Annotated in this window: 19 protein-coding genes; 6 read left to right on the top strand and 13 right to left on the bottom strand. The window is 53.4% G+C overall.

Going from position 1 to position 25,105, the window contains the following annotated elements; all coding sequences use genetic code 11:
* The first annotated feature begins 76 nt into the window (after positions 1-76).
* The gene (locus ACKWCC_RS10480; protein ID WP_413995884.1) at positions 77-832 is read left to right on the top strand and encodes a DUF6503 family protein; all 756 of its coding nucleotides are present in this window, start codon (positions 77-79) and stop codon (positions 830-832) included.
* Here ACKWCC_RS10480 and ACKWCC_RS10475 read toward each other — a convergent pair.
* Positions 810-1,349: a SixA phosphatase family protein gene (locus ACKWCC_RS10475; RefSeq protein ID WP_413995883.1), complete on the bottom strand. Its 540-nt coding sequence runs from the start codon at positions 1,347-1,349 to the stop codon at positions 810-812. The two genes, ACKWCC_RS10480 and ACKWCC_RS10475, sit on opposite strands and share 23 nt — an antisense overlap.
* A gap of 81 nt (positions 1,350-1,430) precedes the next feature.
* Here ACKWCC_RS10475 and ACKWCC_RS10470 point away from each other — a divergent pair, with 81 nt between their 5' ends.
* Positions 1,431-3,359 (top strand): PorP/SprF family type IX secretion system membrane protein, encoded by a 1,929-nt coding sequence (locus tag ACKWCC_RS10470; protein ID WP_413995882.1) that lies wholly within the window; start codon positions 1,431-1,433, stop codon positions 3,357-3,359.
* A gap of 430 nt (positions 3,360-3,789) precedes the next feature.
* Here ACKWCC_RS10470 and ACKWCC_RS10465 read toward each other — a convergent pair whose 3' ends face one another.
* Complete coding sequence (locus ACKWCC_RS10465; RefSeq protein WP_413995881.1) at positions 3,790-4,383, bottom strand: TetR/AcrR family transcriptional regulator; 594 nt, start codon at positions 4,381-4,383, stop codon at positions 3,790-3,792.
* A 111-nt stretch (positions 4,384-4,494) separates the two neighbouring features.
* Positions 4,495-7,095, bottom strand: a complete 2,601-nt coding sequence (gene clpB, locus ACKWCC_RS10460; RefSeq protein ID WP_413995880.1) for an ATP-dependent chaperone ClpB — start codon at positions 7,093-7,095, stop codon at positions 4,495-4,497.
* A gap of 147 nt (positions 7,096-7,242) precedes the next feature.
* Between clpB and ytxJ the strand changes: the two genes are divergently transcribed.
* Positions 7,243-7,638, top strand: coding sequence for a bacillithiol system redox-active protein YtxJ (gene ytxJ / locus ACKWCC_RS10455; protein ID WP_413995879.1), 396 nt, complete (start codon positions 7,243-7,245; stop codon positions 7,636-7,638).
* A gap of 336 nt (positions 7,639-7,974) precedes the next feature.
* On the opposite strand, the gene ACKWCC_RS10450 is transcribed toward ytxJ, so the two are convergent.
* From ACKWCC_RS10450 to ACKWCC_RS10440, 3 genes are all read right to left on the bottom strand, one after another.
* The gene (locus ACKWCC_RS10450) at positions 7,975-9,516 is read right to left on the bottom strand and encodes an acyl-CoA carboxylase subunit beta (RefSeq protein WP_413995878.1); all 1,542 of its coding nucleotides are present in this window, start codon (positions 9,514-9,516) and stop codon (positions 7,975-7,977) included.
* Between the two features lie 4 nt (positions 9,517-9,520).
* On the bottom strand, positions 9,521-10,963 hold the full coding sequence (locus tag ACKWCC_RS10445; RefSeq protein ID WP_413995877.1) for an acetyl-CoA carboxylase biotin carboxylase subunit: 1,443 nt from the start codon (positions 10,961-10,963) through the stop codon (positions 9,521-9,523).
* A gap of 120 nt (positions 10,964-11,083) precedes the next feature.
* Complete coding sequence (locus ACKWCC_RS10440; protein WP_413995876.1) at positions 11,084-11,569, bottom strand: biotin/lipoyl-containing protein; 486 nt, start codon at positions 11,567-11,569, stop codon at positions 11,084-11,086.
* A 265-nt stretch (positions 11,570-11,834) separates the two neighbouring features.
* On the opposite strand from ACKWCC_RS10440, the gene ACKWCC_RS10435 reads away from it, so the two are divergent.
* On the top strand, positions 11,835-12,653 hold the full coding sequence (locus ACKWCC_RS10435) for a mechanosensitive ion channel family protein (RefSeq protein WP_413995875.1): 819 nt from the start codon (positions 11,835-11,837) through the stop codon (positions 12,651-12,653).
* Between the two features lie 46 nt (positions 12,654-12,699).
* A complete protein-coding gene (locus ACKWCC_RS10430) occupies positions 12,700-13,542 on the top strand; it encodes a 1,4-dihydroxy-2-naphthoyl-CoA synthase (protein WP_413995874.1) in 843 nt (280 codons plus the stop codon).
* Positions 13,543-13,633: 91 nt separating this feature from the next.
* Here ACKWCC_RS10430 and ACKWCC_RS10425 read toward each other — a convergent pair whose 3' ends face one another.
* The 3 genes from ACKWCC_RS10425 to ACKWCC_RS10415 form a co-directional block, all read right to left on the bottom strand.
* Positions 13,634-14,470, bottom strand: coding sequence for an endonuclease/exonuclease/phosphatase family protein (locus ACKWCC_RS10425; RefSeq protein WP_413995873.1), 837 nt, complete (start codon positions 14,468-14,470; stop codon positions 13,634-13,636).
* 61 nt (positions 14,471-14,531) lie between these two features.
* Positions 14,532-14,936: a hypothetical protein gene (locus tag ACKWCC_RS10420; protein ID WP_413995872.1), complete on the bottom strand. Its 405-nt coding sequence runs from the start codon at positions 14,934-14,936 to the stop codon at positions 14,532-14,534.
* Positions 14,937-15,240: 304 nt separating this feature from the next.
* Positions 15,241-17,265 (bottom strand): S9 family peptidase, encoded by a 2,025-nt coding sequence (locus tag ACKWCC_RS10415; protein WP_413995871.1) that lies wholly within the window; start codon positions 17,263-17,265, stop codon positions 15,241-15,243.
* A gap of 103 nt (positions 17,266-17,368) precedes the next feature.
* On the opposite strand from ACKWCC_RS10415, the gene ACKWCC_RS10410 reads away from it, so the two are divergent.
* A complete protein-coding gene (locus ACKWCC_RS10410) occupies positions 17,369-18,358 on the top strand; it encodes an NAD-dependent epimerase/dehydratase family protein (protein WP_413995870.1) in 990 nt (329 codons plus the stop codon).
* A gap of 196 nt (positions 18,359-18,554) precedes the next feature.
* Here ACKWCC_RS10410 and ACKWCC_RS10405 read toward each other — a convergent pair whose 3' ends face one another.
* The 4 genes from ACKWCC_RS10405 to ACKWCC_RS10390 form a co-directional block, all read right to left on the bottom strand.
* The gene (locus tag ACKWCC_RS10405) at positions 18,555-19,028 is read right to left on the bottom strand and encodes a hypothetical protein (protein WP_413995869.1); all 474 of its coding nucleotides are present in this window, start codon (positions 19,026-19,028) and stop codon (positions 18,555-18,557) included.
* Between the two features lie 205 nt (positions 19,029-19,233).
* Positions 19,234-20,010: a prohibitin family protein gene (locus ACKWCC_RS10400; protein ID WP_413995868.1), complete on the bottom strand. Its 777-nt coding sequence runs from the start codon at positions 20,008-20,010 to the stop codon at positions 19,234-19,236.
* Positions 20,011-20,649: 639 nt separating this feature from the next.
* Positions 20,650-21,408 (bottom strand): SDR family NAD(P)-dependent oxidoreductase, encoded by a 759-nt coding sequence (locus tag ACKWCC_RS10395; protein ID WP_413995867.1) that lies wholly within the window; start codon positions 21,406-21,408, stop codon positions 20,650-20,652.
* A gap of 22 nt (positions 21,409-21,430) precedes the next feature.
* Positions 21,431-24,721: a S41 family peptidase gene (locus tag ACKWCC_RS10390; protein WP_413995866.1), complete on the bottom strand. Its 3,291-nt coding sequence runs from the start codon at positions 24,719-24,721 to the stop codon at positions 21,431-21,433.
* Between the last annotated feature and the right edge of the window lie 384 nt (positions 24,722-25,105).

Raw genomic sequence — 25,105 nt, 5'->3', positions numbered from 1 at the left:
AGGGCAGGCCCATTTTAAAACCCCAAAATGTGCGCGCTTTTGCCCAACATCGCTAATTTTGCAAAAAAAAAACGGGATGCGATTACCACTGCTTTTTCTCTGCGTTGGCCTGTGCCTTTCCTGCAAGGAAAGGCAGCCCTCCTCTTCCAGCCCTGCCCAAGACCTGGTAGATAAGAGCATTGTGGCGGCCGGAGGGGAACGGCACCGCAACAGCGACATTGGGTTTTATTTTAGGGACATCCATTACAGCGCCACCTGGGAGAACGGAAAACGTATCTTAAAACGGAAGATGGAAAAGGATACGGCCACCATTGTAGATGTGATGTACCCGGATTCCCTGGCGCGGTTCGTGAACGGGCAGTTTGTGCCGGTGCCGGACACCACGGCCTTGAAATATGCCAACAGCATCAATTCGGTACATTATTTTGCCTACCTGCCCTACGGCCTCAATGATGCCGCCGTGAACAAAGCCTATCTGGGCAGGGAAGAATTAAAGGGGGTAAATTATCATAAGGTACAGGTGACCTTTGATGAAGAAGGTGGGGGCACCGATCATGACGATGTGTACCTATATTGGTTTCATCCAAACACCCATCTGCCAGACTATCTGGCCTACGAGTTTCACGTGGACGGTGGGGGCCAACGCTTTAGGGAGGCCTACAACCCCCGTTGGGTAGAGGGCATTCGTTTTGTGGACTACAGGAACTACAGGCCCAAGGGGAACACCGGGCCCATACAAGACATCGGGGTAAAGTACGAAAAAGGGGAATTGGAGCTGTTGTCCAAAATTGAGCTAAAACAGGTCCAGGTCAGCGCGGGCAGTTACAACTAAAGTTGAGTCGGGTTGCCGAAGCCTCACCATCGATCAGGGTAACGATGAAAAGGGCCCCGTTTTCATTGTCATCCAACTGGCCGTACTTTTCTTCACCCAACAGCTTGTTTACCATGTCCGGGGTGGTGTTGCTGTGCCCCACGATAAGCACCTTCTGGTTAATGTGGTCCCGTTTCAATTTGTCAATGTCCCAGGTTTCCTGATCATAGTACTGTACGTCCACATTCTGTTTCACCGATACGGGGGCGGCGGTCATGGACGTTCTGTTGTAGTCGGTGGAGTAGATGGCATCCAAGGAAACATCGTCCAGGATTTCGGCCCAGTGCATGGCCCTGCCCAACCCTTTTTGGTTCAGCTCGGGGTCCGCATCTTCAGGATTGCTTCTTTCCTTTTCCGCATGGCGGATGAGATAAAAGGTGGTGCTGCCCTTTAGAATGGGTTCGCTGGGGGGCGTGTCTTCTTTACAGGCCAGTGTAAACACCAACAAACAAATGGCAATGAGGCTATGGGCTTTCATATAAAACGGTCTTGGGGTTATCCAGAAATAAAAATAACGGTATTTTGCCCGATAAATTACCTATTTTTTGTTTTTTTGCATATGAAAAACTTTTGTGGGGCGCTTCTTATTTTCTTTGTTGTAATCGGTGCATGGGGCCAAGAACCCACCCTTCCCATCGATTTTAGGCAACAGAACATCACTGAATACAATTCCAGCCTGCTCAACCCGGCTTTTTCCCTGGACCGCAACAATCCGTCTTCCATTGCCCTTTGGTCCCGCTGGCAGTGGCAAACCTTTGACGCCGACCCCACCTCGCTCTTTATCAATTACACGGCGCGCCTTAACGCGTCCTCTGCCGGTGGCGTTGGCTTTTTCCAACACAACACGGGCATCTTTTTAAATACCGGTGCCGCCTTGAACTACGCCTATGACATTGCCTTGGGGGAGGGCATCACCTTGGGTGTGGGGTTAAACCTCTTTGGGTACATGCAGGAATTGGCAGATACCCGTTTTTTTCAGCCCAACCCACTGCAGCCGGAACTCACCACGGATTTTATCCTTCAGATGGCCCCTGGACTCAACTTGAGGATGGATCGCTTCAGTCTCGGCATCACTTCAGAAAACCTCTTCGATTATAATTTCACCACCAACGAGCGTAGCACGCCTCCCAACGATCGTATGTTCTTGGGAATGGCGGCTTACGATATTGCCATGCCCAGTGTGGCCGCGGATGACAGTGCTTTCTTGAGGCCTGCCGTTTATGTAAAAACCTTGCCCGGGACAGATACCCAAGTGGGGGTCTTGGGGCTGTTGTCCACCTCCAAATTTTGGGCGCAGGCAGGCTACAATACTTTTTATGGGGCCTCTGTGGGGGCCGGCGGAAGGTTCTTTAAGCGACTCTCCTTTGGCGCTGTGGTGGAGTTTGGCACCAGTGAGGCCCTGGAGGGAACGGACCCTTCGTTTGAGCTTGTCACTTCCTATAGGTTAGGGCCCTTGGAGAGAAAGACGCCCCCTGAACCAGAGGAGGAATTGATCGCGGGGAAAGATAAGAACGAGACCAAGGAACAAGAGGGGCTCACCGAGGCCGAGCTGCTTGCGGTAAAAGAGGCCCTGCGAGAGCAGAAGCGTTCGGACAGGGTGGATAAGAAACGTGCCAAAGTGGCCATCAAGGAGGCCAAGGGCGCCGAGGAGCTTCGGTTCAAGGAAACCAGGCGCGCTATGGAGAGGAAAAAAGACAGTATTGCCCGGGCCACGGAACAACAGGCGCTGGCAGAGGCCACCGAAAGGAAACGCCAGAAAGAGGAACTGATCGTGGGGAAGGATAAGAACGAGATCACGGAAAAAGAGGGGCTCACCAAGGCCGAGCAGCTTGCGGTAAGGGAGGCTTTGAAGGAGCAAAAGCGTACGGACAGGGTGGATGAGAAACGTGCCAAGGTGGCCGTCAAGGAGGCCAAGGGTGCCGAGGAGCTTCGGTTCAAGGAAACCAGGCGCGATATGAAGAGGAAAAAAGACAGCATTGCCCGGGCCAAGGAACAACAGGCGCTGGCAGAGGCTACCGAAAGGAAGCGCCAGGAAGAGGAAGCCTTGCGAAACCAAAGGATGCAGGAGCGTGAGGCGGCCGTGGCCTTGGCGCAAAAACGCCAGCAAGATTCCCTCACCGCCGTGCGGTTGGCCGCAGCGGAACAGGCCCAAAAAGAAGCCGAGGCAGCAAAACTGGCGCAGCAGCAGGAAGCGGTGACCCCACAGCCAGGCGAGCGCTACGAGGAAGTGGACCAACAGGGCGACCTGAGACCCGGGTACTATCTCATAGCCAATGTGTTTGGAACCAAGCGCTATTTTGACATTTTTATGGCCGACCTGAAAAAGAAAGGCTTACAGCCAAGATCCTTCTACCGGGAGCAGAACAAATACAATTATGTCTATTTGGAGCGCTATGACACCGTCAGTGAGGCCCGGGCCGCAAGACAGTCAAAATTTGGTGGGAAGTACAATGAGAAACTTTGGATCTTTAGGGTGGTGGGCAAATAGATATGATGGTACGCCCCAGGCAAAGTAATTGTTCACCTTGATGTATTAAAAATTAGTCTTTTTTAAGTGAGTTTAAAAAGGGGCTTCACCGCAATCTTTAAAAGGTGCCACCATTCTGTTTGTGGGCATAAACTCTTGATTCACCATTTGATTTGGGACCAGAAGGCCCAAGGCGTGGGATTTTACATTCCATCAATTATGGAGACTCACCTTATGGATGTTTGTAATAAGACCTATTTTTTGGTCCTACGTCCTAGAGTCCTATCCTAAGTCTGGCCAATGCCATTTTTGTTTCCCCAACATTTGTGCTAGAGCCCTTTAACAGCCCAAAGAACGGCCCTGAGTGCCAAATGGCCCATTGGTACGTAAATGACCGCGTGTTTTTAAGATGACAATGCCTTACCGCCAGTAGGTTGTAGTGTTCCAACGGTCATTTCAGTTCTTGCTTTACCAAGACCTGTAGGTAGGCCATGGAATTGCCCAGGTATTTATGGTCTTTGGTAATGCTGGCCATGGCCACGGCGCCCTGGATGATGGTAAAGAGCTGTTTGGCAAATTGCAGCGGGGTAACCCCAATGCGAAATTCTTGGGCATTGACGCCATTTTCCAGCACCAAGGCTATTTTGCCTTCCACTTCCCTCAAGGTTTCCTTGGCCGCAGCCGCCAAAAGGGGGTTGTGCGCCTGCGCGTCCATGCCAACGTTGAGTATGGGGCAGCCGCCCATGCCCTGGGTAAAGATATGGTAGTTCTTGTAAAAGGAGATAAGGCCAAAAATTTTGTCCATGGACGTCCCCTCCACGGACAAGCGTTCTTCCAGGGCCTGCAATAAATGGTTCCTATTGTGCTCAAAGGCGGCCAGGGCCAGGGCCTCCTTGTTCTCAAAATTTCCGTAGAGCGCCCCTTTGGTCAGGCCCGTGGCATCGGTAAGATCGCTCATACTGGTGCCCACGTAGCCCTTTTTGTTGAACACGGGGGCCACGGTCTTGATGATGTAGGCGGTGGTCTTTTCGGCTTTGGTGGTCATATGGCCTTCTCTTTTTCACGAAGATAAAAAAACTTATACTGTATGGTATATCTTGAATAAAAAAAAGCGCAACTTTAAGGGTTGCGCTTTTCGCTTTTTGGGTTTCCGGAACTAGGAGACCAGGTCGTTCTGGTTTCTAAAGACCAGTTGGTTGTCAAAGGCATCCAGGAGGACAATGCTGTCTGCCTTGATGTCTCCGCTCAACAGGGCTTTGGACATGTTGTTCAGCACCTCCTTTTGTAGGGTGCGCTTTACCGGTCTGGCACCGTACTGGGGGTCATAGCCGCGGCGGGCAAGAAAGTCTATGGCCTCTTCCGTGGCATCCAGGGTGATCTGTTGCTGGGAAAGCATTTTCTTCAAGGCCTCCAGCTGCAGTTTCACAATTTCCCGAATGTCTTGCTCGGTCAAGGGGGTGAACATCACAATATCGTCTATCCGATTCAGAAATTCCGGACGTATCATCTTCTTGAGCAGCCCCAACACCTCCACTTTGGCGGTCTCGGTGGCACTGTGCACATCGTTGTTGTTCTCAAACTTTTGCTGTATGATGTCACTGCCCATGTTGCTGGTCATGATGATGATGGTGTTTTTAAAGTCGGCCACCCTTCCTTTGTTGTCCGTGAGCCTTCCTTCGTCCAGCACCTGCAGCAAAATGTTGAAGGTGTCCGGGTGGGCTTTCTCTATCTCATCCAGCAGCACCACGGAATAGGGCCTTCTGCGCACTGCCTCCGTAAGCTGTCCGCCCTCGTCATAGCCCACGTATCCCGGGGGCGCCCCCACCAAACGGCTCACGGCATGGCGTTCTTGGTACTCGCTCATGTCAATTCGGGTCATGGCATTTTCGTCATCAAAAAGATAGGCGGCCAGGGTTTTGGCCAGTTCCGTTTTGCCCACTCCGGTGGTGCCCAGAAAGAGGAAGGAGCCAATGGGCTTTTTCGCATCCTGCAGTCCGGCCCGGCTGCGCCGAATGGCGTCCGAGACGGCCTGGATGGCCTCTTCCTGTCCCACAACGCGCCGGTGCAGCACATTTTCCAATTTTAAGAGTTTTTCCCGCTCGCTCTGCAACATCTTGGTCACCGGTATGCCGGTCCACTTTGCCACGACTTCCGCAATGTCGTCATTGGTAACCTCCTCTTTGATCAGCGTGCCCCGTTCTTGCTGTGCCGCCAGGTCCTCTTGCAGTTTGGACAGGTTTTCCTGTGCCTCTTTGATCTTTCCGTAGCGCAGTTCTGCCACAAAGCCATAATCGCCGTTTCGTTCGGCCCTTTCCGCCTCCACTTTAAAGTGTTCAATATCGGCTTTGGTCTTCTGGATGTTGTCCACGACCGATTTCTCGCTCTCCCATTGTGCGTAGATCTCGTTGCGTTCTTCCTTAATGTTGGCCAGGTCCATGTTAAGCACCTTGAGCTTGTCCGGGTCGTTCTCGCGTTTAATGGCCTCGATCTCAATTTCGAGCTGCATGATCTTGCGGTCCAGTACATCCAGGTTCTCCGGTTTGCTGTTGATCTCCATGCGCAATTTGGCCGCGGCCTCATCCATCAGGTCAATGGCCTTGTCCGGCAAAAACCGATTGGTAATGTAGCGCTGCGACAGTTCCACGGCGGCAATCACGGCCTCGTCCATGATCCTTACCTGGTGGTGTGCCTCGTACTTCTCCTTGATGCCCCGTAAAATGGAGATGGCACTCTCCGTATCGGGCTCGTCCACCACCACTTTTTGGAACCTTCGCTCCAGGGCCTTGTCCTTTTCAAAATACTTCTGGTACTCATCCAGGGTGGTGGCGCCAATGGCCCGTAACTCGCCCCTGGCCAAAGCGGGTTTTAGAATGTTGGCGGCATCCATGGCGCCCTGGCCGCCACCCGCACCCACCAAGGTGTGTATCTCGTCAATGAAGAGGATAATGTCGCCGTCCGCACTGGTCACTTCCTTGATCACCGCTTTTAAACGCTCTTCGAATTCCCCCTTGTACTTCGCTCCCGCAATGAGGGCGCCCATATCCAGGGAATAGATTATTTTTTCCTTCAGGTTCTCCGGGATGTCTCCCTGTATGATCCGGTGCGCCAGACCCTCGGCAATGGCGGTCTTGCCCACTCCGGGTTCGCCCACCAGCATGGGGTTGTTCTTGGTTCTTCTGGAAAGGATCTGCAGCACGCGCCGTATTTCCTCGTCCCGGCCTATGACCGGGTCCAGCTTGCCGCTGTCTGCCATCTCGTTCAGGTTCTTGGCATATTTGTTCAGCGAATTGTAGGTCTCCTCTGCACTTTGGCTGGTGACCTTGCTCCCCTTTCTTAGTTCCGAAATGGCCGCTTTCAAGTCTTTTTCAGACACGCCCTGGTCCTTTAGAATTTGGGCAATTTTACTTTTGGAGGCGTAAATGGCCAGCAGCAAATGCTCCACGGATACGTACTCGTCGCCCATTTTTTTTGCCAGGGCCGTGGCTTCGTTCACTGTTTTGCCGGCTTCCCTGCCAAACATAAGGTCCGCGCCCTGCACCTTGGGAAAGGTGTTCATTTCCTTGTCCAAGATTTGGAGCACCATATCGGTGTTCACCCCCAGTTTTTTCAGCACAAAGGGAATAACGTTGTCATCCACCTCGGAAAGGGCCTTGTACAGATGCTCGTTTTCTATTTGTTGGTGCCCAAGGGACTGGGCAATGACCTGGGCCTGTTGTATGGCCTCTTGCGATTTTATGGTAAAATTATTGATGTTCATGTCTCGTTTTTTTAGTTTTCCACCTATTTTTACTCTTTCACAGCAACAACCCTACCAACGCATTGGGTACGACAGTTTGTCTTGTTTTTTGTTGATTGATAGGACAATATGTCTTGTTTTTACGTAGGTTGTATAAAGAAGATGGTTATGGGACTATTTGGAAAAATCTTTGGCAATTCCGGAAGCGCACCCCAGGGCGATGGTCCCCAGGTGCCTTGGCAACCCTTGGTCTCGCGCACGCAGTTGGAGGAAATTCCCGGGAAATCCAAGACGCGTCCGCAGCTTATCTTTAAGCATAGCACCACCTGCGGCATCAGCCGTATGGTGCTCAACGGTTTCAACGCCCAATTTGACCTGGACAGGGAGGCCGCCGACCTTTATTATTTGGACCTGCATGCCCACAGGGACCTATCCAACGCCGTGGCCGAGGTTTTTCAGGTCATGCACCAGTCTCCGCAACTACTGATCATAAAGGATGGGGCAGTGGTGGCCCATGATTCCCACGGGGCCATTTCGGACATAGATCTGAAGGATTTTGTTTGATGGTTTGGAATTGATGTCCCCTTTGCCCCGTTGAGGGTGCCGGCACCATTTATTTTTCTATGCCTATCATCACGGCTTTTAAAGCAGTTGGTCAGTGTGATGCACTGCCGCCATTGTGCTTTGCATTCCTGACCCCGACCTTGTTTCTTTTATTTCCCCTTTGGCCTTACCTGCCCTGAGGGGTCTTTTCCATCCCGGTTTTCCTGCCTGCCGTGCCGGCTGAACACCGCAAAACGAGATGGCGCGTTCCCTGTCTTGTCAAAACAACAACCTGCTCCATGCCCAAGCCGATTTTTTTTGGCGATGTGGATTGAGGTCAGAATACAAACACGTGGCTCACAGCGGGATGTTCCCGTGCTTCTTTTTGGGCGGTTCCACTTGTTTGTTTTCCAGCATGGCAAAGGCCTTCATCAGTTTGCGGCGGGTGTGCTCGGGGAGGATCACCTCGTCTATGAAGCCGCGCTGTGCCGCACGGTAGGGATTGGCAAAGGTGTGGGCATATTCCGCCTCTTTTTCCTTGAGTTTCGCCTCGGGATCTTCTGCGGCCGCAATTTCCTTTCTAAAGATGATTTCGCTGGCCCCTTTGGCACCCATCACCGCAATCTCGGCCGTTGGCCAGGCAAAATTGAAATCAGCCCCAATGTGCTTGGAGTTCATCACGTCATAGGCTCCGCCATAGGCCTTTCTGGTAATGACGGTGACGCGGGGCACGGTGGCCTCACTGAGGGCGTACAGCAACTTGGCCCCGTGCGAAATAATGCCCGTCCACTCTTGGTCGGTGCCGGGGAGGAAGCCGGGGACGTCCACCAAGACCAGGAGAGGTATGTTAAAGGCATCGCAAAAGCGGGTAAAGCGGGCGGCCTTCTTGGAGCTCTTTACCCCGAGTACCCCGGCCAGGAACATGGGCTGGTTGGCAATGATGCCCACGCTCCTTCCGCCCAATCGGGCAAAGCCCACAATGATGTTTTCCGCATACGCCTTATGGATCTCATAAAAGGAGTCTGCATCTATGATGCCCTTGATCACCTGGTGCATGTCATAGGGTTTGTTGGGATTGTCGGGCACGATATCGCGCAGCACTTCCCGCACCTCATCTTGGGGCTCATAGGGGAGCCTTGGGGGCTTTTCCCTGTTGCTTTGTGGAAGGTAGGACAATAGCCTGCGCAGGTCTTGCAGGCAGGCCGCATCATTGGCCGATGTCCTGTGCGCCACCCCGGATTTGGTGGCGTGCGCCATGGCACCGCCCAAGGCTTCTGAGGTCACCTCTTCGTTGGTCACCGTTTTTACCACGTTGGGCCCGGTAACGAACATATAGCTGCTCTGTTCCACCATCAAAATAAAATCCGTCATTGCGGGGCTATATACGGCCCCTCCCGCACAGGGCCCCATAATGGCAGAGAGTTGGGGCACCACCCCGGATGCCTGCACGTTCCTGTAAAAGATATCGGCATAGCCCCCCAGGGAACGAACGCCCTCCTGGATGCGGGCCCCACCGGAGTCGTTGAGGCCTATGATCGGGGCCCCGACCTTCATGGCCAGTTCCATGACCTTACAGATCTTTTCTGCGTGGGTTTCCGAAAGGGCCCCGCCAAAAACGGTAAAATCCTGGGCATAGACATAGACCAAGCGGCTCTCTATGGTGCCGTAGCCGGTGACCACCCCGTCTCCGTAGTAGATTTCCCTGTCCATATTAAAATCTGTGGTGCGGTGGGTAACCATAAGGCCCATTTCCTCAAAAGAGCCTTCATCCAACAAAAAGGCAATGCGCTCCCGGGCCGTTAGCTTGTTCTTGGCGTGTTGTTTCTCAATGCGTTTTTCCCCACCGCCCAAATGGGCGGCCTGGATACGTTCTTGCAGTGCTTTTATCTTGGGGTCCATGGGCTCAGGTTTTAGGTAGTCTTAGTTTTTTTTGGTCTTCGGCATAGTGCCAGAGTGCCACCTTTGCGGCAAGCTGTGCCTCTTTTTCCCGTTGGGCCAACAGGGTTTTGGGCGTGTAGTGGTCGTTGACAAAATGGGTGTCGAAGTTACCGGAGGTAAAGGCTTCATGCTGCATGACAAAGGCGCCGAAGGGGAGGGTGGTCTCCACGCCCACCACCTCATAGTTGGCAATGGCCTCGGACATGAGGGCAATGGCTGCTTCCCGGGTGGGGGCGTGGGTAATGAGCTTGGAAAGCATGGGGTCATAATAGATGGGAATGTCCATGCCCTCTTCAAAACCGTTGTCCACCCGGATTCCCGGTCCGCTGGGCAGCCGATAGCGCTCCAAGGTGCCCACACTGGGCAGAAAATCGTTCAAAGGGTCTTCTGCATACACCCGAAGTTCCACCGCATGCCCCATGATCTTCAGGTCTTGCTGTTTTAGCGGCAGGGCCTCTCCACGGGCTACCCTTAACTGTAGCTCCACCAGGTCCACCCCGGCAATGATCTCGGAAACGGGATGTTCCACTTGCAGTCGGGTGTTCATTTCCAGGAAATAGAAATTGTGTTGGGCATCCATCAAAAACTCCACCGTCCCCGCGCCCACATAGTCACAGGCCTGGGCCACCTTTATGGCCGCTTGCCCCATGGCCTCCCGCAATGTTGGGGTGAGCACGGCAGAGGGCGCCTCCTCCACCACTTTTTGGTGCCTGCGCTGTATGCTGCACTCCCGCTCAAAGAAATGGAGGGTGTTGCCGTGGGTATCGGCCATGACCTGTATTTCTATGTGCCTGGGCGAGCTCACATATTTTTCAATGAAGACGGAACCGTCCCCAAAGGCAGAAACGGCCTCGCTGATGGCACGCTCCATTTGCGCTTCCAGGTCTTCTTCACGTTCCACCACCCGCATGCCCTTGCCACCACCGCCGGCACTCGCCTTGATCAATATGGGAAAGCCAATTTGCTGGGCTACGGAGAGGGCCTTGGCCACATCGGTTATGGCCTCATCAATGCCCGGTACCATCGGTATATCGTATTTGGCCACGGCCTCCTTCGCCGCCAGCTTGCTGCCCATGACCCTAATGGCGTGTGGTTTTGGCCCCACGAAAACCAGGCCGTTCTTCCCCACCGCCTGGGCAAAGTCCGCATTCTCGCTCAAAAAGCCATAACCGGGGTGTATGGCATCCGCCTTTAGTTCAAGGGCCGTTTCAATGATCTTGTCTCCCCTGAGGTAGGATTCTGCCGAGGGTGCGGGACCAATGCAGACGGCTTCGTCCGCATAGCGGACGTGGGGCGCATGCCGATCGGCCTCCGAAAAAACGGCCACGGTGCGGATGCCCATTTTTTTTGCGGTGCGCATGACACGAATGGCGATTTCGCCACGGTTGGCCACAAGTATTTTTTTCATCGGTTGCTATTTATTTGTTTTTAAGGTCAGACTTGCCCGTTCCGGTTCAGGCGGGTGCAATTCGCCAATCAACATTTCGGTGGGTATCCGGCATGGTCATGGCACATTTCACAACAAAGCTCATTCAAAAGTAATGAGCGCTTGTTTTTTCTCCACGGCATCGCCTTTTTTGATGGCAATGCTCTTGATGACGCCATCCCTGGGCGATACAATGGTGTTCTCCATTTTCATGGCCTCCAACACCAAAAGGGTGTCGTTTTCCCGAACCTCCTGACCCTCTTTTACGGCAAGCTCCAGGATCAGGCCGGGCATTGGGGCCTCTATCTCCTTAACCACCTGGTTTTCGCCCATGACAAATCCCATATTGGCAATGAGTGCGTCCAAGGGACGGGAAATGGCCACTTGGTAAAGGGTTTGGTTCACCCTAATGGTATAGGTGCGGGAATGGAAATTGGCCGCCACCACTTCGACCTGTTCCGATTGGGCATCGCTCAGTACATGATGGAAAGGGCCTTGGGTGTGTATGATGTCCAGCGCTTTTACATCTTTTTCCGTTACCCTAAACGTAAACTGCCCGTTCACGGTGACTTCGTGGGATTTTTCCATGGTGAATGCTTGTGGATTTGCTTCTAAGGTACTGATTCCTGTTGAAATTTGGAGCCCCCGCTTTTTATTTGGCGCTTGCGGTCCGTTGTACGGCCTCGGGAGGTCCGGGCTTGCCCAGGGGAAGCGGCCCGGTCCCGGTGCCCTTGGCGCCAGCGCTGCCAAAGGCCCTGGATTTCCTGGCAGCGTGCGCCGTGTGCCATACTCAGAATCCGTGTTGCAATATCATAAAAACCCCTTATTTTAGCATTCTAAACACACTACCATTATGAAAGATGTTACCTATTACGCAGAATTGTTGCGAGACAATGTCATTGCCTACACGCCCCGGGTGCTCGGGGCCATCCTGGTCCTTTGGCTGGGTTTTAAGTTATTGAAAAAGGTGGACAAGCTGCTGAGCAATAGTCTAAGCAAGCTGAGCATTTCGGACACCATGCGGCCCTTTATCATTTCACTGGTCACCACCGTGCTAAAGATAGTGCTCGTACTGGTGGCCGTATCCATTCTGGGCGTGGAACTGTCCGGTTTGGTCACCATTGTGGCCGCCATGGGCTTTGCCATTGGACTTTCCCTACAGGGAAGTTTGGGCAACTTTGCCTCGGGGATTCTCATTCTTTTCCTTAAGCCGTACAAGGTGCATGATTGGATCCAAGTGGACGATAAGTTTGGCAAGGTGGAGGAGATCGGCATCTTCAACACCGTACTGGTCACGCCCGGCAACAAGACCCTGATCGTGCCCAACAGCATGATCACGGATGGGGTGGTCACCAATTTTTCCGAAAAAGGGGTGGTGCGCTTGGAGCTCAACGCCAACATTCCCTATGAGGAAGATTTTCCCAAGGTACAGCAAATGATCGCCAGTGCCTTGGCCAACACCCCTTATGTGCTGCAGGATCCGGCGCCTGAAATTGGGATAGAAAGTTTTGACAGTCATTACATCATCCTGGCCATTAGGCCCTATGTGCTGCCGGACAACTACTGGGAAGCCGTCTTTGAGTCGCACAGGGCGGTAAAAAAGGTCTTCCACGACAATAAGGTGCAAGTGGCCTATTCCGAAGGTATTGAACTGGGCAGGATAGGGGGCTAAGCTGCTAAATCCTTACCTTTGCACCTTCAATAAAAATATTTCCATCATGCAGCATCCCAACTGGAAGACCGCCATTGAATTTGACGATATCACCTATAAAAAAAGCTATGGCGTGGCCCGCATTGCCTTTAACAGGCCCAATGTGCGCAACGCGTTTAGACCGCACACCACCAGCGAGCTCATCAAGGCCTTCCACGATGCCCAGGAAGACACCTCCATTGGGGTGGTGCTGCTCTCCGCAGAGGGGCCTTCCACCAAGGATGGCGTCTGGTCTTTTTGTTCCGGAGGCGATCAAAAGGCCAGGGGACACCAGGGCTATGTGGGCCAGGATGGGCAGCACCGCCTAAATATCCTGGAGGTGCAGCGCATGATACGCTTTATGCCCAAGGTGGTGATCGCCGTGGTCCCCGGATGGGCCGTGGGCGGTGGGCACAGCCTGCACGTGGTCTGTGATATGACCCTGGCCAGCGAGGAACACGCCATCTTTAAACAGACCGATGCCGATGTCACCAGCTTTGATGGGGGATATGGATCGGCCTACCTGGCCAAAATGGTGGGGCAGAAAAAGGCACGGGAAATCTTCTTTTTGGGCAGGAACCATTCTGCCCGGGAGGCCTTTGACATGGGGATGGTGAACGCCGTGGTGCCCCATAAGGAATTGGAGGCCACGGCCTACCAATGGGCCCAGGAGGTGCTGGAAAAATCGCCCACATCCATTAAAATGCTCAAGTTTGCCATGAACCTTACCGATGATGGGATGGTGGGCCAACAGGTCTTTGCCGGGGAAGCCACCCGTTTGGCCTATATGACGGAAGAGGCCAAGGAAGGGAGGAACGCTTTTTTGGAAAAGCGAAAGCCCAATTTTGGCGAGGACAAATGGTTGCCCTGAAAACACGGGCCATAGCGGCGGCTTACCGCCATTTCTGCGCTAAAGACCAGCCCATAAAGCGCCCCAGTGGAACCTTAGGGACTTCCCGTGCCTACAAAAAGGACAAGTGGGCCAGTACCGGAAGATGATCGGAAATATGCTTGTTGTTTTCCATGCGATCATCAATGTGCATGTAGCTTTCCACGCCAAGGCGTTCCGTAAAAATATAGTCTATCCTCTTGTCCAAGACCCGGTCATGATCAAAACCGCTAAAGGTTCCCCTGGGGCCATAGAAGGGTTGTTTGGAGACCTTCTGGGCATCCGTGAGCGCACCTTTTAAAAATTGAATGGGGGCGGTGTCCGGCGTCAGGTTAAGATCGCCCATCAGGATCACGGGGTGGCCCTCGGTGTTCAGTTCGGTAATTTTATCGGCGATCAGTTGGGCCGATGCTTCCCTGGCCTTGACCCCAACATGGTCAAAATGGGTATTGAACACCCATAACTTTTTACCGCTCTCCCGGTGCTGGAAGAGGCCATAGGTGCAAATACGTTCCATGGCGGCATCCCAACCCACCGAAATGGTCTCCGGGGTGGGGGACAGCCAAAAGGTACTGCCTTGAAGGAGGGCAAAGGCACTGCTGTTGAACAAGATGGGGGAGTACTCTCCCTTTTCCTTGCCATCGTCCCTGCCCACGCCCAGATGATCATAGCCCGGCAGGTGGGCCTTAAGGTACTCCAGTTGGCGGTGCAGCACCTCTTGCATCCCCAAAAAATGGGGCGCATGGTGCTGTACCAGTTTGATCATAGCTTCTTTGCGTTGCTCCCAATTGTTCACGGTGTCGTTTACATTATCGTATTTTATGTTGTAGGACACCGCCGTGAAATCTTGGGCATTGCCCAACAGGACACCGAGCAAAAAGAAAGCGGGAAGGAGGGTTTTTAGCGTCATTTTTTGATTTTTATGTTGAATTATCCCTATTTTGAAACCGGCCTGTTTTGGGCCTGAACCACTATCCATTAGGCAGCTTAAACTCCTCGTGACATTCGAAACAGTGGTATTTTTTGGAAAATACCGGAATGGGCAAGCCGGTGACCATAAGAATGATCAGGGCTATTTTACCGTTCAGTCCCACGCCATCCACATTTCCGGAGGCACACCTTGGGCATTTCAGTTTGGCATCTGGGTATTCCGCTGAAATGTCCGGATGATCGCTCAGTACTTCCCTTGCCCTTTCATAATCTTTTGGATGCACCTGCAGCTTAATGCCGCCCAGTGCGTTGGAGTAGAAATTATGCACTTGAATGGTTAGCCCATCCTTTACGGTGCAAGCAATGCCAAAGGCTTCCAGTTTGCTTCTGTCCACCAGCACTTGGTGCGGAAAGGTATAGGTCGCTAAAGTAATATGTAATGCCATTGCTTTTTGTAATCCTTGATCCGTGCCCGGGAAACCAAGTCACCTTATGCCGTGCAATTGCCAGCGCCCTTGGCGTGGGCTTTTGGTTAAAAGTAAGCATTTTCCTTTATGTGGGCCATCCTCTTCTGGGTGCCGTATTGGCCCAAGGCGCGATTTTGGTGTCCCACTTCCCATAAAATATCTTCCTGACTGAAGCTTGGGTCAAACCAGGGATGAACGTGCCTGTGCACCTCATTTGGTGACGCCGTGGGCCCGGGCCGCTTTTCAATGGGGCTGGCACTGGGTTTTCCCGAGTCCCGGTGGCTCAGTCCGTTCCCCTGTACTTTTCAAACCAGGCCAATATCCCTGCGATTTTGGCCACGAGGTTGCTCGGTCTGTTGGCAATGCCGTGCGATGCCCCCGGTATGCGCACCAAGGCGGTCTCCACGCCTTCCAGCTTTAGGGCGGTGTAGAACTGTTCGGATTCGGCTATGGGGGTCCTGTGGTCTTCCTCGCCGGTGAGCAGCATGGTGGGCGTGCTTATGTTGGCCACGTAATTCAGTGGGGAGCGCTTAAAATAGGCTTCCGGATCTTCCCAGGGCTTTTTGCCAAACCAATATTTGGCAAAAAAGGCGGGATTGTCCGCATAGAGCACAAAACTGGCCCAGTTAATTACCGGTTTGGCCACCACGGCCGCTTTGAAACGGTCCGTTTTGCCCACGATCCAGGCCGTGAGCACCCCACCGCCACTGCCCCCGGTGACAAAGAGTTGTTCGGGGTCCACATAGCCTTTTTCGATCACAGCATCCACCCCGCTCATGAGGTCTTCATAGTCATTGCTGGGGTAGTTGTGGTGGATCAGGTTCCCAAACTCCTTGCCGTAGCTGGTACTGCCCCTGGGGTTGGCGTAGAGCACTACATAGCCCGCGGCGGCGAAGGCCTGTATCTCCGCGGAATACACAAAGCCATAACTGGTGAAGGGGCCTCCGTGTATCTCCAAGATGAGGGGATACTTTTTGTTTGGGTCAAAATTGGGCGGGGTCACCACCCAACCTTGTATGTCCCTTTGGTCATGGGAAGATTTCCACCAGAGCGCTTCCACCTTTCCCAAATTCCTGGCGGCAAAGAGGTCATCGTTCACAAAGGTGAGGCGTTTGTTCCCTTTTTTGGTGTGCACGCCCAGATCGGCAGGGTGCTCCGTGGTGCCCAGGGTATAGGCCAGGTTGCCGTTGTTGGCCAGGCTAAAATCCCCTGCGTTGTAAGGTCTGCCCAAGGAGAGACCGCCCACTTGGCCCACCATATCGGTCACCTTTCCACCAAGGCTCATCAGGGCAATTTTGGTTTCGCCCTTGTCATCGTATTGAAAGTAAAGCCCCTTTCCGTCCCTGGCCCACTGGATGTTGCTTATGTTGCGGTCAAAGTCCCCGGTGATCAATTGGGGTTCCCCGCCCTTAAGGTCGCGCACGTACAGTTCGTTGGGCTGGTAGCCCAAAAAGCGATCGTCCAGTCCCAAATAGGCCAGTTTACTGCCGTCTGGTGATAGGGCGGGGGCACGGTCCGGCCCGTAGCGATCGGTAATGGCACGGACCGCTCCGTTGTTCAGGTTCAGGGCATAAATCTCGCTGTCATTGGGCTCAAAGGCTTCCTCTGGGTGGTCATTGGCCGAGAAATACAGCGTTTTCCCGTCTTTGGACCAGACCGGGGCCCCGTGGTCATAAGGGGCGTCCGTCCACTGCTTTGGCGTACCGCCATCCAAGGGGAGCGTAAAGATTTGGGTGTTCCCATTTTTCAGATAGCCCCGGCCATCTCCCCTGTAGTTGAGTCGGTCTATGTACACCGGAGGGGCGTTCCACGTTGCACCTTCGGGCGCTGCCGGCATTTGAATGATGGAGTGCTCCTTTTTTGTAACGAACATGGTAAAGGCCAAATAGCGGTCGTCCGCGGACCAGCTTACACCGGACGGGGTTTTTGGGGTATTGGTCAGCGGGGCCGTTTCCTTGGTGTCCATCCACATCACATAGAGCTTGCTGCGCCCGTCTTCCCGGTTGGAGGTGAACACGATGCGATCGCCGCCGTGGGACCAGCGCGGTTGGGCGTCGTTGTGGTTGCCGGTGGTCAAGGGCCTGTTTAGGGAACCGTCGGTGGCGGCCAACCACAGGTTGGAGTGGTTCTTGTCCGTCATGATGTCCTTGAAGTTGCGCACATACACCACTTGGCTCCCATCTGGCGATATTTGGGGATCGGAGATGTATTCCATGGCAAAAATGTCCGTTGGTTCCAGATTTTTTTTGTGCTGGCCCAGGGCCATGGTGCCGGAAAAAAGCAACAACAAAATCACAAATCTTCGCATTGTCCTGTATTTTATGGGTTAATTTGGCAAAAAGGAAAGATAGTGATTAACTTTAGAATCACGGAAGGACGATTTGTTAATTTGACCGAAAGACAAGAAAGGCATGAAGGTATTGTTTATAGGGGGCACGGGAAACATAAGTGCGGCCTCCAGCCGTTTGGCGGTGAAGCGGGGAATGGAGCTGTACCTGTTGAACCGGGGAAAGAGCCCTGCAAAGGTTCCCGGGGCCAAATCCATTGTGGGAGACATTACCCAAGCCCATACCCTTGCCGAGCTCAAACGGCACCATTGGGACGCCGTGGTAAATTGGATCGCTTTTGAACCGAAGGACATTGAGCGCGATATTGCCCTTTTTGGGGGAAAGACCAAGCAGTACCTCTTCATCAGTTCGGCCTCTTGCTACCAAACGCCCTTGCGCCATCCAGTGATCACGGAATCTACCCCGGTGCACAATACCTTATGGGACTATTCGCACAACAAAATATTGTGCGAGCAGCGTTTGCAGCGGGCCTACGCGGAAACGGCCTTCCCCATGACCATTGTGCGGCCTTCCCTGACCTACGAAACGGTGATCCCGGTGGCCATTGGGGGTTTTGACAAGTACAATGTGGTACATCGTATAAAGAACGATAAGCCCATTATTGTGCACGGCGATGGCACCTCGCTCTGGACGGTGACCCATTCCGAGGATTTTGCCAAGGGGCTGGTGGGGCTCTTGGGACTGGAAACGGCCATTGGCCACCCTTTTCACATCACTTCGGATGAGGTGCTCTCCTGGAACATGCTCTATACCATTTTGGGCGAGGCCCTGGGAAAAAGGCCCCATATGGTGCACATAGCGTCCGATTTTATCTGTGCCCTGGAACCTTCCTTTACCGGCACCCTACTGGCGGACAAGGCGGAAAGTGTCCTCTTTGACAATACCAAGATCAAGACCTTCGTGCCCGGTTTCCAGGCCACCATCCCTTTTTCCACCGGCATACGGCGCACCTTGAAGTGGTTGGAGGACCACCCGGAAAGACAAGTTGTGGATGCGGAAACGGAGGCCAAAATTGAACGTATCCTCAAAACTTACCGTAGCCTGGGCCATTAGCGCCTTTTCATTGGCACCGCCAAAGGGTTTGATGCTCCAAGGCTCGCCTCGAAATTAAAATTCAGCTTCTTATTAATGCATCGTGGGCCTGCACCGAGGTAGTATGCTTCCTGACCTTTTGTGTACTTCCCGGAATGACCATGGGACAAGGAGCTTGTGCTTTGTTTTTTTGGGGCGTTGTTGTACAAACCGGGCCTCAACGCAGGGCCTCCAGCTTCAACCCATAATCGTACTGAAGGTCTTCGTGCAACAGCCCCATTTTCTTTTCTATGAAGTCCAACTGCCTTTGGTACAGGTTCTGTAGGGTGGTGTTGCGGGCAATGCTGGGCCGCAGTGCCCTCAGCTCTTGGCAAAAGTGGAGCAGGAGCTCCACCTCGGTCTCCTTCTTACTGGAATAGCGAATGTGCTTTTTGGCGTTCCGGAGTATTTTGCGCACACTTTTCTTCATGTAGAAGTAGCTGTCCGTGTTCATCGTGGCAAAGGCTTCCGAGATATCGTCCTTCACCGCGGTAACATAGCCCTCTTCATCATCTGCCTGGAACAGCAGGTAGGTGAGCAGTTCCTTGTTCTCTTTTTTAAACTTGGAAAGCCGCAGGCACAGTTGCATCAGGGTATTGGCATCTCGGTGCTGCAGTTCTTTTTTTATCTCAAAAACGGTGGCGGTCTTCATGCCCCCAAATGTAACAAAATGATGCGCGTGCTGGGCAAGGAACCGGCTTTTTAGGGGGAGTGCAGGGCCGGTCCAGGGCCGTGAAGGGCCGCCCGCACAAAAAAAACACTCCGCAAACCATTTGCGGAGTGTTTCGCCAAAAGCAATGGGGAGGGGGCCAGGCCATGCTCCTTTTGGGGAGCACGGCGCAAGGCCCTCTACAGGGTTACTCTTTGGGTTGAATGAGCAATGGGGTCTTGCCGTCCGTGATGATGACTTTGTTGTTGGGCGATTTAGAAAGCTCGCGAAAGGCTTCGATGCTCTTTATCTGGATGATTTCATCGGTAAGGCCATCGGCAAGAATCAATTGCGCATCACGTTCGGCCTCGGCCTCAATGATTTTTCTCTCGGCTTCCAGTTTGGCCTGCTCAAGGACAAAAACCAGGCGCATGGCATCCTGCTCTGCCTGTAATTTCTGCTCTATGGAATTGGCCAGGCCGCTCGGGAGGCGTATGCGCTTCATCAGTACGGCAATGAGCTCGATCCCATCGGCCTGCTTGGAAAGCAGATCGTCCATTTTCACTTTTATCTCATCCTCAATGACCGCCCGCATACCAGAGTGCATGTCCTTGGCAAAAAACTTGGCACAGACGTCCGAGGAGGCGGAACGGAACACACTGGTGATGACCGATTCATATTCCTGGCCCAAATTCTCCAGTACGGAGGGGAGCTTGTTTCGGTCCAAGCGGTACAAAATTGAAATCTCCGAATCCACGCTCAGGCCCTCCTTGCTGGGCAAGCTGAGGACCAGTTTTATGTTGTTGGTCTGGGTGGATTCCTTGATCACTTTGCTCACCAAGGGGTTGTACACCACCGTACCTTGGGTGATGACCTTGTCCGAGAATTTTCCCAGGGTCTGCTTTACGCCGGCTTCTCCCGGACGGATCACTGCGCAGCTGCCCAAAAGGGCGGCAGAAAAAACAAATGCCAATATCTTTTTCATGGTATGGAATTTTTTAGTGTGAATGGTTTGCCGGGCATGCCTTGGGTATGTCTTTGGTACGCCCAGGTTTTGTTGTGTTCTTGTAGTGGCGAGGAAATCAAGCCACTTTTCCCTCCTGCTTGCCCCACAAGGGTTCAATGCCTGCTAAAAACGGCAAAATGATACTGTTTTTGTGTTGTCTTTTCCATAGATCGGAAAATGAAACGGGCCAAAAGGGGAGGGAAGGATTTTAGCGGATGAAGGGGTCGTTGAATTCGTGGCACCTCAATTCATCGAGCAGCCTTTGCTGGGTGTTGATCTGAAATCGGAAAAACACGGGAAATGCACCGATGCAAAGCGGGGCCACACCGCGTCCCAAGGGGGAAAGCGCTTTCTTTACACAAAGGCCAAACTTACGTGTTAGCTGGGATTCTTTTGGCATAGCATACCTTTTTTACCCATAAAGATACGCCCCGAACCCCGATGTTGCCATTTGGCTTTTGCCAATTTTTTGTTATAAATATTGAGGTAAGGCCCACATAACGGTCGTTTCCGCGCTTTTCCTTTAGGGATACAAGGGGTGTGCGATAGGGATGGGGGCGCAACCGGTGCATCCATTGTTTTGGAAAAAGTCTTGAATGGCAGCCATCGATGCACTGCCTAGCTGCGCAAATAACTGGCCCCGTTCACATCTATGATGGTTCCGGAACTGTAGGCCGCCTTGTCCGAAGCCAGGAACAAAATGGCGTGGGCCACTTCTTCGGGTGCCGCCATGCGCCCAAACGGCGTTTCCCGGATAACCTCCTGGCGCTCTTTGCGGTCCAGTACGGCCCTGGCCATCTCCGTATCCGTAAAGCCCGGGGCCACGGTGCCCACATAGATCTTGTGGGGCGCCAATTTCTTGGCCAGCGATTGTCCCAGGGCGTTCAGGGCGGCCTTGCTGGCCCCATAGGCAGGATGGTCCGGTTCGCCCCTAAAGGCACCCCTGGAGGAGACATTCACCATACGGCCGCCGCCGGACGCCATCATGGCCCTTGCGGCCAGATACGAGAGGTTTGCCGCGGCAAAGAGGTTGGTGGCCATAGTGGCCTCCCAGGCCGCTTGCCAGTCTTTAAAATCCACTTGCTCCACATCATGGGCAATGGAAATACCGGCATTGTTCACCAAGATGTCCAACCGGCCGTAATGGGCAAGAAATTCCGCCATAAGTGCCTGGCACTGTTCCTTTAGGCCAATGTCCCTGCAAAACAGCCGGTGTCCTTGGCCCTCCATTTGTCGCAGTACCGCTTCGGCCGCCTTGGTGTCGCTCTTGTAATTGAGGCCCACTTGGGCCCCTTGCTTAGCAAAGGCCAGGGCCGTGGCCTTGCCAATGCCCCGGGAAGCTCCGGTGATGAGCACTTTTTTGTCTCTGAATTCCATTTGGCTCGTTATTGGGTAAGGGTCAATCTTGGTCTTTTTTCTGTACCCGAACGGGGTAGGCGGGACGTTTCATTTCTTTGGGCGGATGGTCCCTGAGCTGCCGCTGTACGATCTCAATGGCCTTTTCCAGTTGCGGATCGCGACCGGACACCACCAGCTCTGGCCATTGTTCCACCTCCACATCGGGGGCCACCCCCTCATTTTCCACCCTAAAGCCATCTTCGGTGTAAAAGGCCACGTTGGGCGCGGTGACCACGCCGCCGTCAATGAACTCCGGATAACCCAGAACGCCCACCAGGCCGCCCCAGGTGGTTTTGCCCACTAGGGTGCCCATCTTGAACTTGCGAAACATCCAGGGCAGGTAGTCGCCACCGGAACCGGCCGTTTCGTCTATGATCATGACCCGTGGCCCCTGTATGGAGGCGCTGGGCGATTTTAAATCCTTGCCGTACCTAAAGTTCCAGTACGCCTGTTCCGGACGCTTTAAAATATCTATGTAATAATCTGCCAAGGAGCCCCCGCCGTTATAGCGCTCGTCCACGATGATGGCCTTTTTGTTGGCCTGCGGATAAAAATAGCGCTTAAAATACTCAAACCCGTCCACCGTGGTGTTGGGCACATAGACATAGGCCACTTGGCCATTGGTGGCCTCGTGCACTTTTTTCATGTTGCCCTCTACCCAATCGCGGTTCCTCAGGGCCCACTCGGTCTCCAAAGGGGTCACTTCATAGGTGCGCGCATTGCTGCCATCGGCATTGGCGCTCACGGTCAGGGCCACCAAGGTGTTCGCCGTGTTTTCAAAGAATTGGTACAGGTTGTCCTTGGCAAACACGGGTTTGCCGTTCACGGCAATGATAAAGTCGTTTTCCACTACGTCCACGCCAGGTTCCGTAAGGGGAGACCTCAGGTCCGGGGTCCAGTTGAGCCCGCCGTAGATTTTGCTTATTTTATATCGGTCCTTGTCCGTCTCATAATCGGCACCCAGCAGTCCCCCGGGAATGTCTTCGGGGCTGTGCAAACGGTCTCCCGTGCTTCCAAAGCGGTGATGGCCCACGGCCAGTTCGCTGAACATCCATTGCATGACGCGGTACAGATCGTCCTTGGTGGGGGCATGGGCAATGAGGGGGGCGTACTTGGTTTTCATCGCTTCCCAATCCACGCCGTGCATTCCCGGGTCATAGAAATAATCCCGGTTTACGCGCCAAGCTTCGTGGAAGATGTTCTGCCACTCTTCCCTGGGGTTTGTTTTTACGGAGATGGCCCCCAGGTCCAGGGGCGCCTCTTCGGATTCTTTTCCAAGATCGGAAATGAACCAATCGCCCCCGCTGTTGTAGAGCATTTTTTCACCGCCGGAAGCCAGTTCGTAGGCCTCCACGGGCATCAGTTCTTCGGCCGTTCTGTCTTCAAAGGTGAACAGGTTCAGGTGGGATTCCGGACCGTGGTGGGAGGTGGACAGGTAGTACAGTTCCCCTTCTTTTACGGAGGCCAGTTCGCTGTAAAGGCCGGGCAGCACCGGCAGGGCCACCATTCTGTTCTGTATGCCGCGCCAATCGATGCCCAGTGTGCCCTTGCGCTGTGCGGAGTAGCCTTTTGGGTGGGCCGCGCCCGTGGGGCCATCGTCTTCCAAGGGCCCCGTTTCCCTGTCATTTTCTTTTTTTAGGGGCGAAACCACGTTTTTCTGAAGGGTGATGGCGTAAATGGAATAACTGAGCTCCTTGTCCAGGTTGGATTGATCGAACCAGTTCACCAAGGGGCCGGCATCCGTGGAAGCGAGCAAGTAAAGGTATTTGCCACTGGGGTCAAAAACCGGTTCGGTAACATGGGCGAGCCCGTCCGTGAGCGGGTAGGAGGCATTCTCGGTCAGGGAGTACAAAAATGCCTTCTCAAAATTGGTGTCCGTGACCTTGGTGTAGGCGATCCAGTTGGAGTCGTGGCTCCAGTCGCTGAACAGGTCGCGCATATCACCGGGAACAAAGCGATCGTCCTGATTGATCTTTGTGGTGTTGCCCGATGCAATGTCCGTTACGTAAAGGTTTCGGCCATTGTCCACGTAGGCCACTTTTTCGCTATCTGGAGACCAATGAAGGTGACCGTAAAAACCCGTGCCAGAAAGTGGTATCGCCTTGAGGTCATCATCTTCCGTGCTCCTTATGTGCAGGGCGTATTCACCGGAAGCATCGGAGAAAAAGGCAATGGCCCTACCGTCCGGGGACCACGCGGGAAATTTCTCGTGCACGCCCGGACTTTGGGTCAAGTTCTCGGGGTCGCCCTTTTCGGCGGGCAGGGTGACCACCTCGCCCCTAAAATCGACCACCACCCGTTTTCCGGACGGCGAAATGCGGGCGGAGCGCACGTGCTCCCCGCCAGACACGTAGCGCTCCCGCAATTCCAGTAGATCCGTATGGATCAGAAGCCTCAGTCTTCCATCGGTGCCCGTGCCAAGGTCATGGACGTGCAAGCTGCCCGCCCGCTCATAGATGACCTGGTTGTTGCGCACCTTGGGGTTGATGACTGGAAAGTCGTCATGATCGGTGTGCTTGGTGATCTCTTTGGATTCCGTGTCGTAGCTGAACAGGTTGAACTCACCATCCCGGTCGCTTCTGAAGACCACGCGCTTTCCCTGCCATTGGGGCTGGGTGTCGTTGCTGCCACCTGCGGGCTTTGGGATCTCGGTAACCTTGTGGGTGTTCACATCATAGATCCAGATGCGGGACGCCCTCCCGCCACGGTAGTGTTTCCATTGGGTGAAGGCATCAAAAATTGGGGTGTAGGCAATGTGGTTGCCGTCTTCGGAATAACTGGCCCAAAAGGCATTGGGTACATTGAGCTGTTGCACAGTGCCACCGGACACGGGAACAGTGAACAACTGAAAATAACGATTGGTATGGGAATTGCGCCGGGAAGCGAACAACACGCTGCCCCCATCTGGGGAAAAATCGCGCACCAGATCGTCATAGGGGTGCCAGGTTAGCCGTTTTGGAATACCGCCCCTGGCCGGTACAATGAAGACATCCACATTGCCATCGTACGCTGCATTGAAGGCGATCATGGATCCGTCCGGGGAAAAGATGGGGTTGGATTCCACGCCGGCATCCACGGTGAGCCGCTTGGGGTTGTTGCCGTTGCGATCGGCCACCCAAAGGTCGTTCGCATAGACAAAGGCCACCTGCGTATCGCTTAAGGCCGGTTGGTGCATCAGTTTTGTTTCCGTGGGGTTACCCAGGCCAATTTGGGCGCTGGCCTTAAACCCTATGAAACACAAACAAGCTACGGTTAGCAAGGGTACCTGGAACTTTTTGATAAAGATTCTCATCTTGGGTTTTTAAAGTTTTATTTTAACGACCAAAAGATACGGCTTTGGTGGGTTTTTCCAAGAATGTTTTAAGGGTGTCGATTTTAAACATTGTAAATGGAAAGGCTCTGGTTAAAAACAACGTAGATTTAGTTGATCTGCACAGGGACCGTTTAAAAGAGGTTTCACTATTGTCCAAGTCCCAAGGGCTGTGGGCCGCCCACTTATTTTTTTGAACAGCTGCTGGCTTTGTTTGCCCAAACTGTTACCATCATGGGTCTCCTCCTAACACGCATAGGGAAAGGAACATCGGCCGAAAATGGGAGTGCCTAGCAAGAATTTCAAAAGATTTGATGGTTTGGTCAGCGCGGCATGTAGAGGTCAATTAAAACTAATGAACCCTCT

Source organism: Maribacter aquimarinus (assembly GCF_047345505.1).
Lineage (GTDB): Bacteria > Bacteroidota > Bacteroidia > Flavobacteriales > Flavobacteriaceae > Maribacter.
The sequence above is the reverse complement of the archived record's forward strand: the minus strand, read 5'-3'. Positions and strand labels throughout refer to the sequence as shown.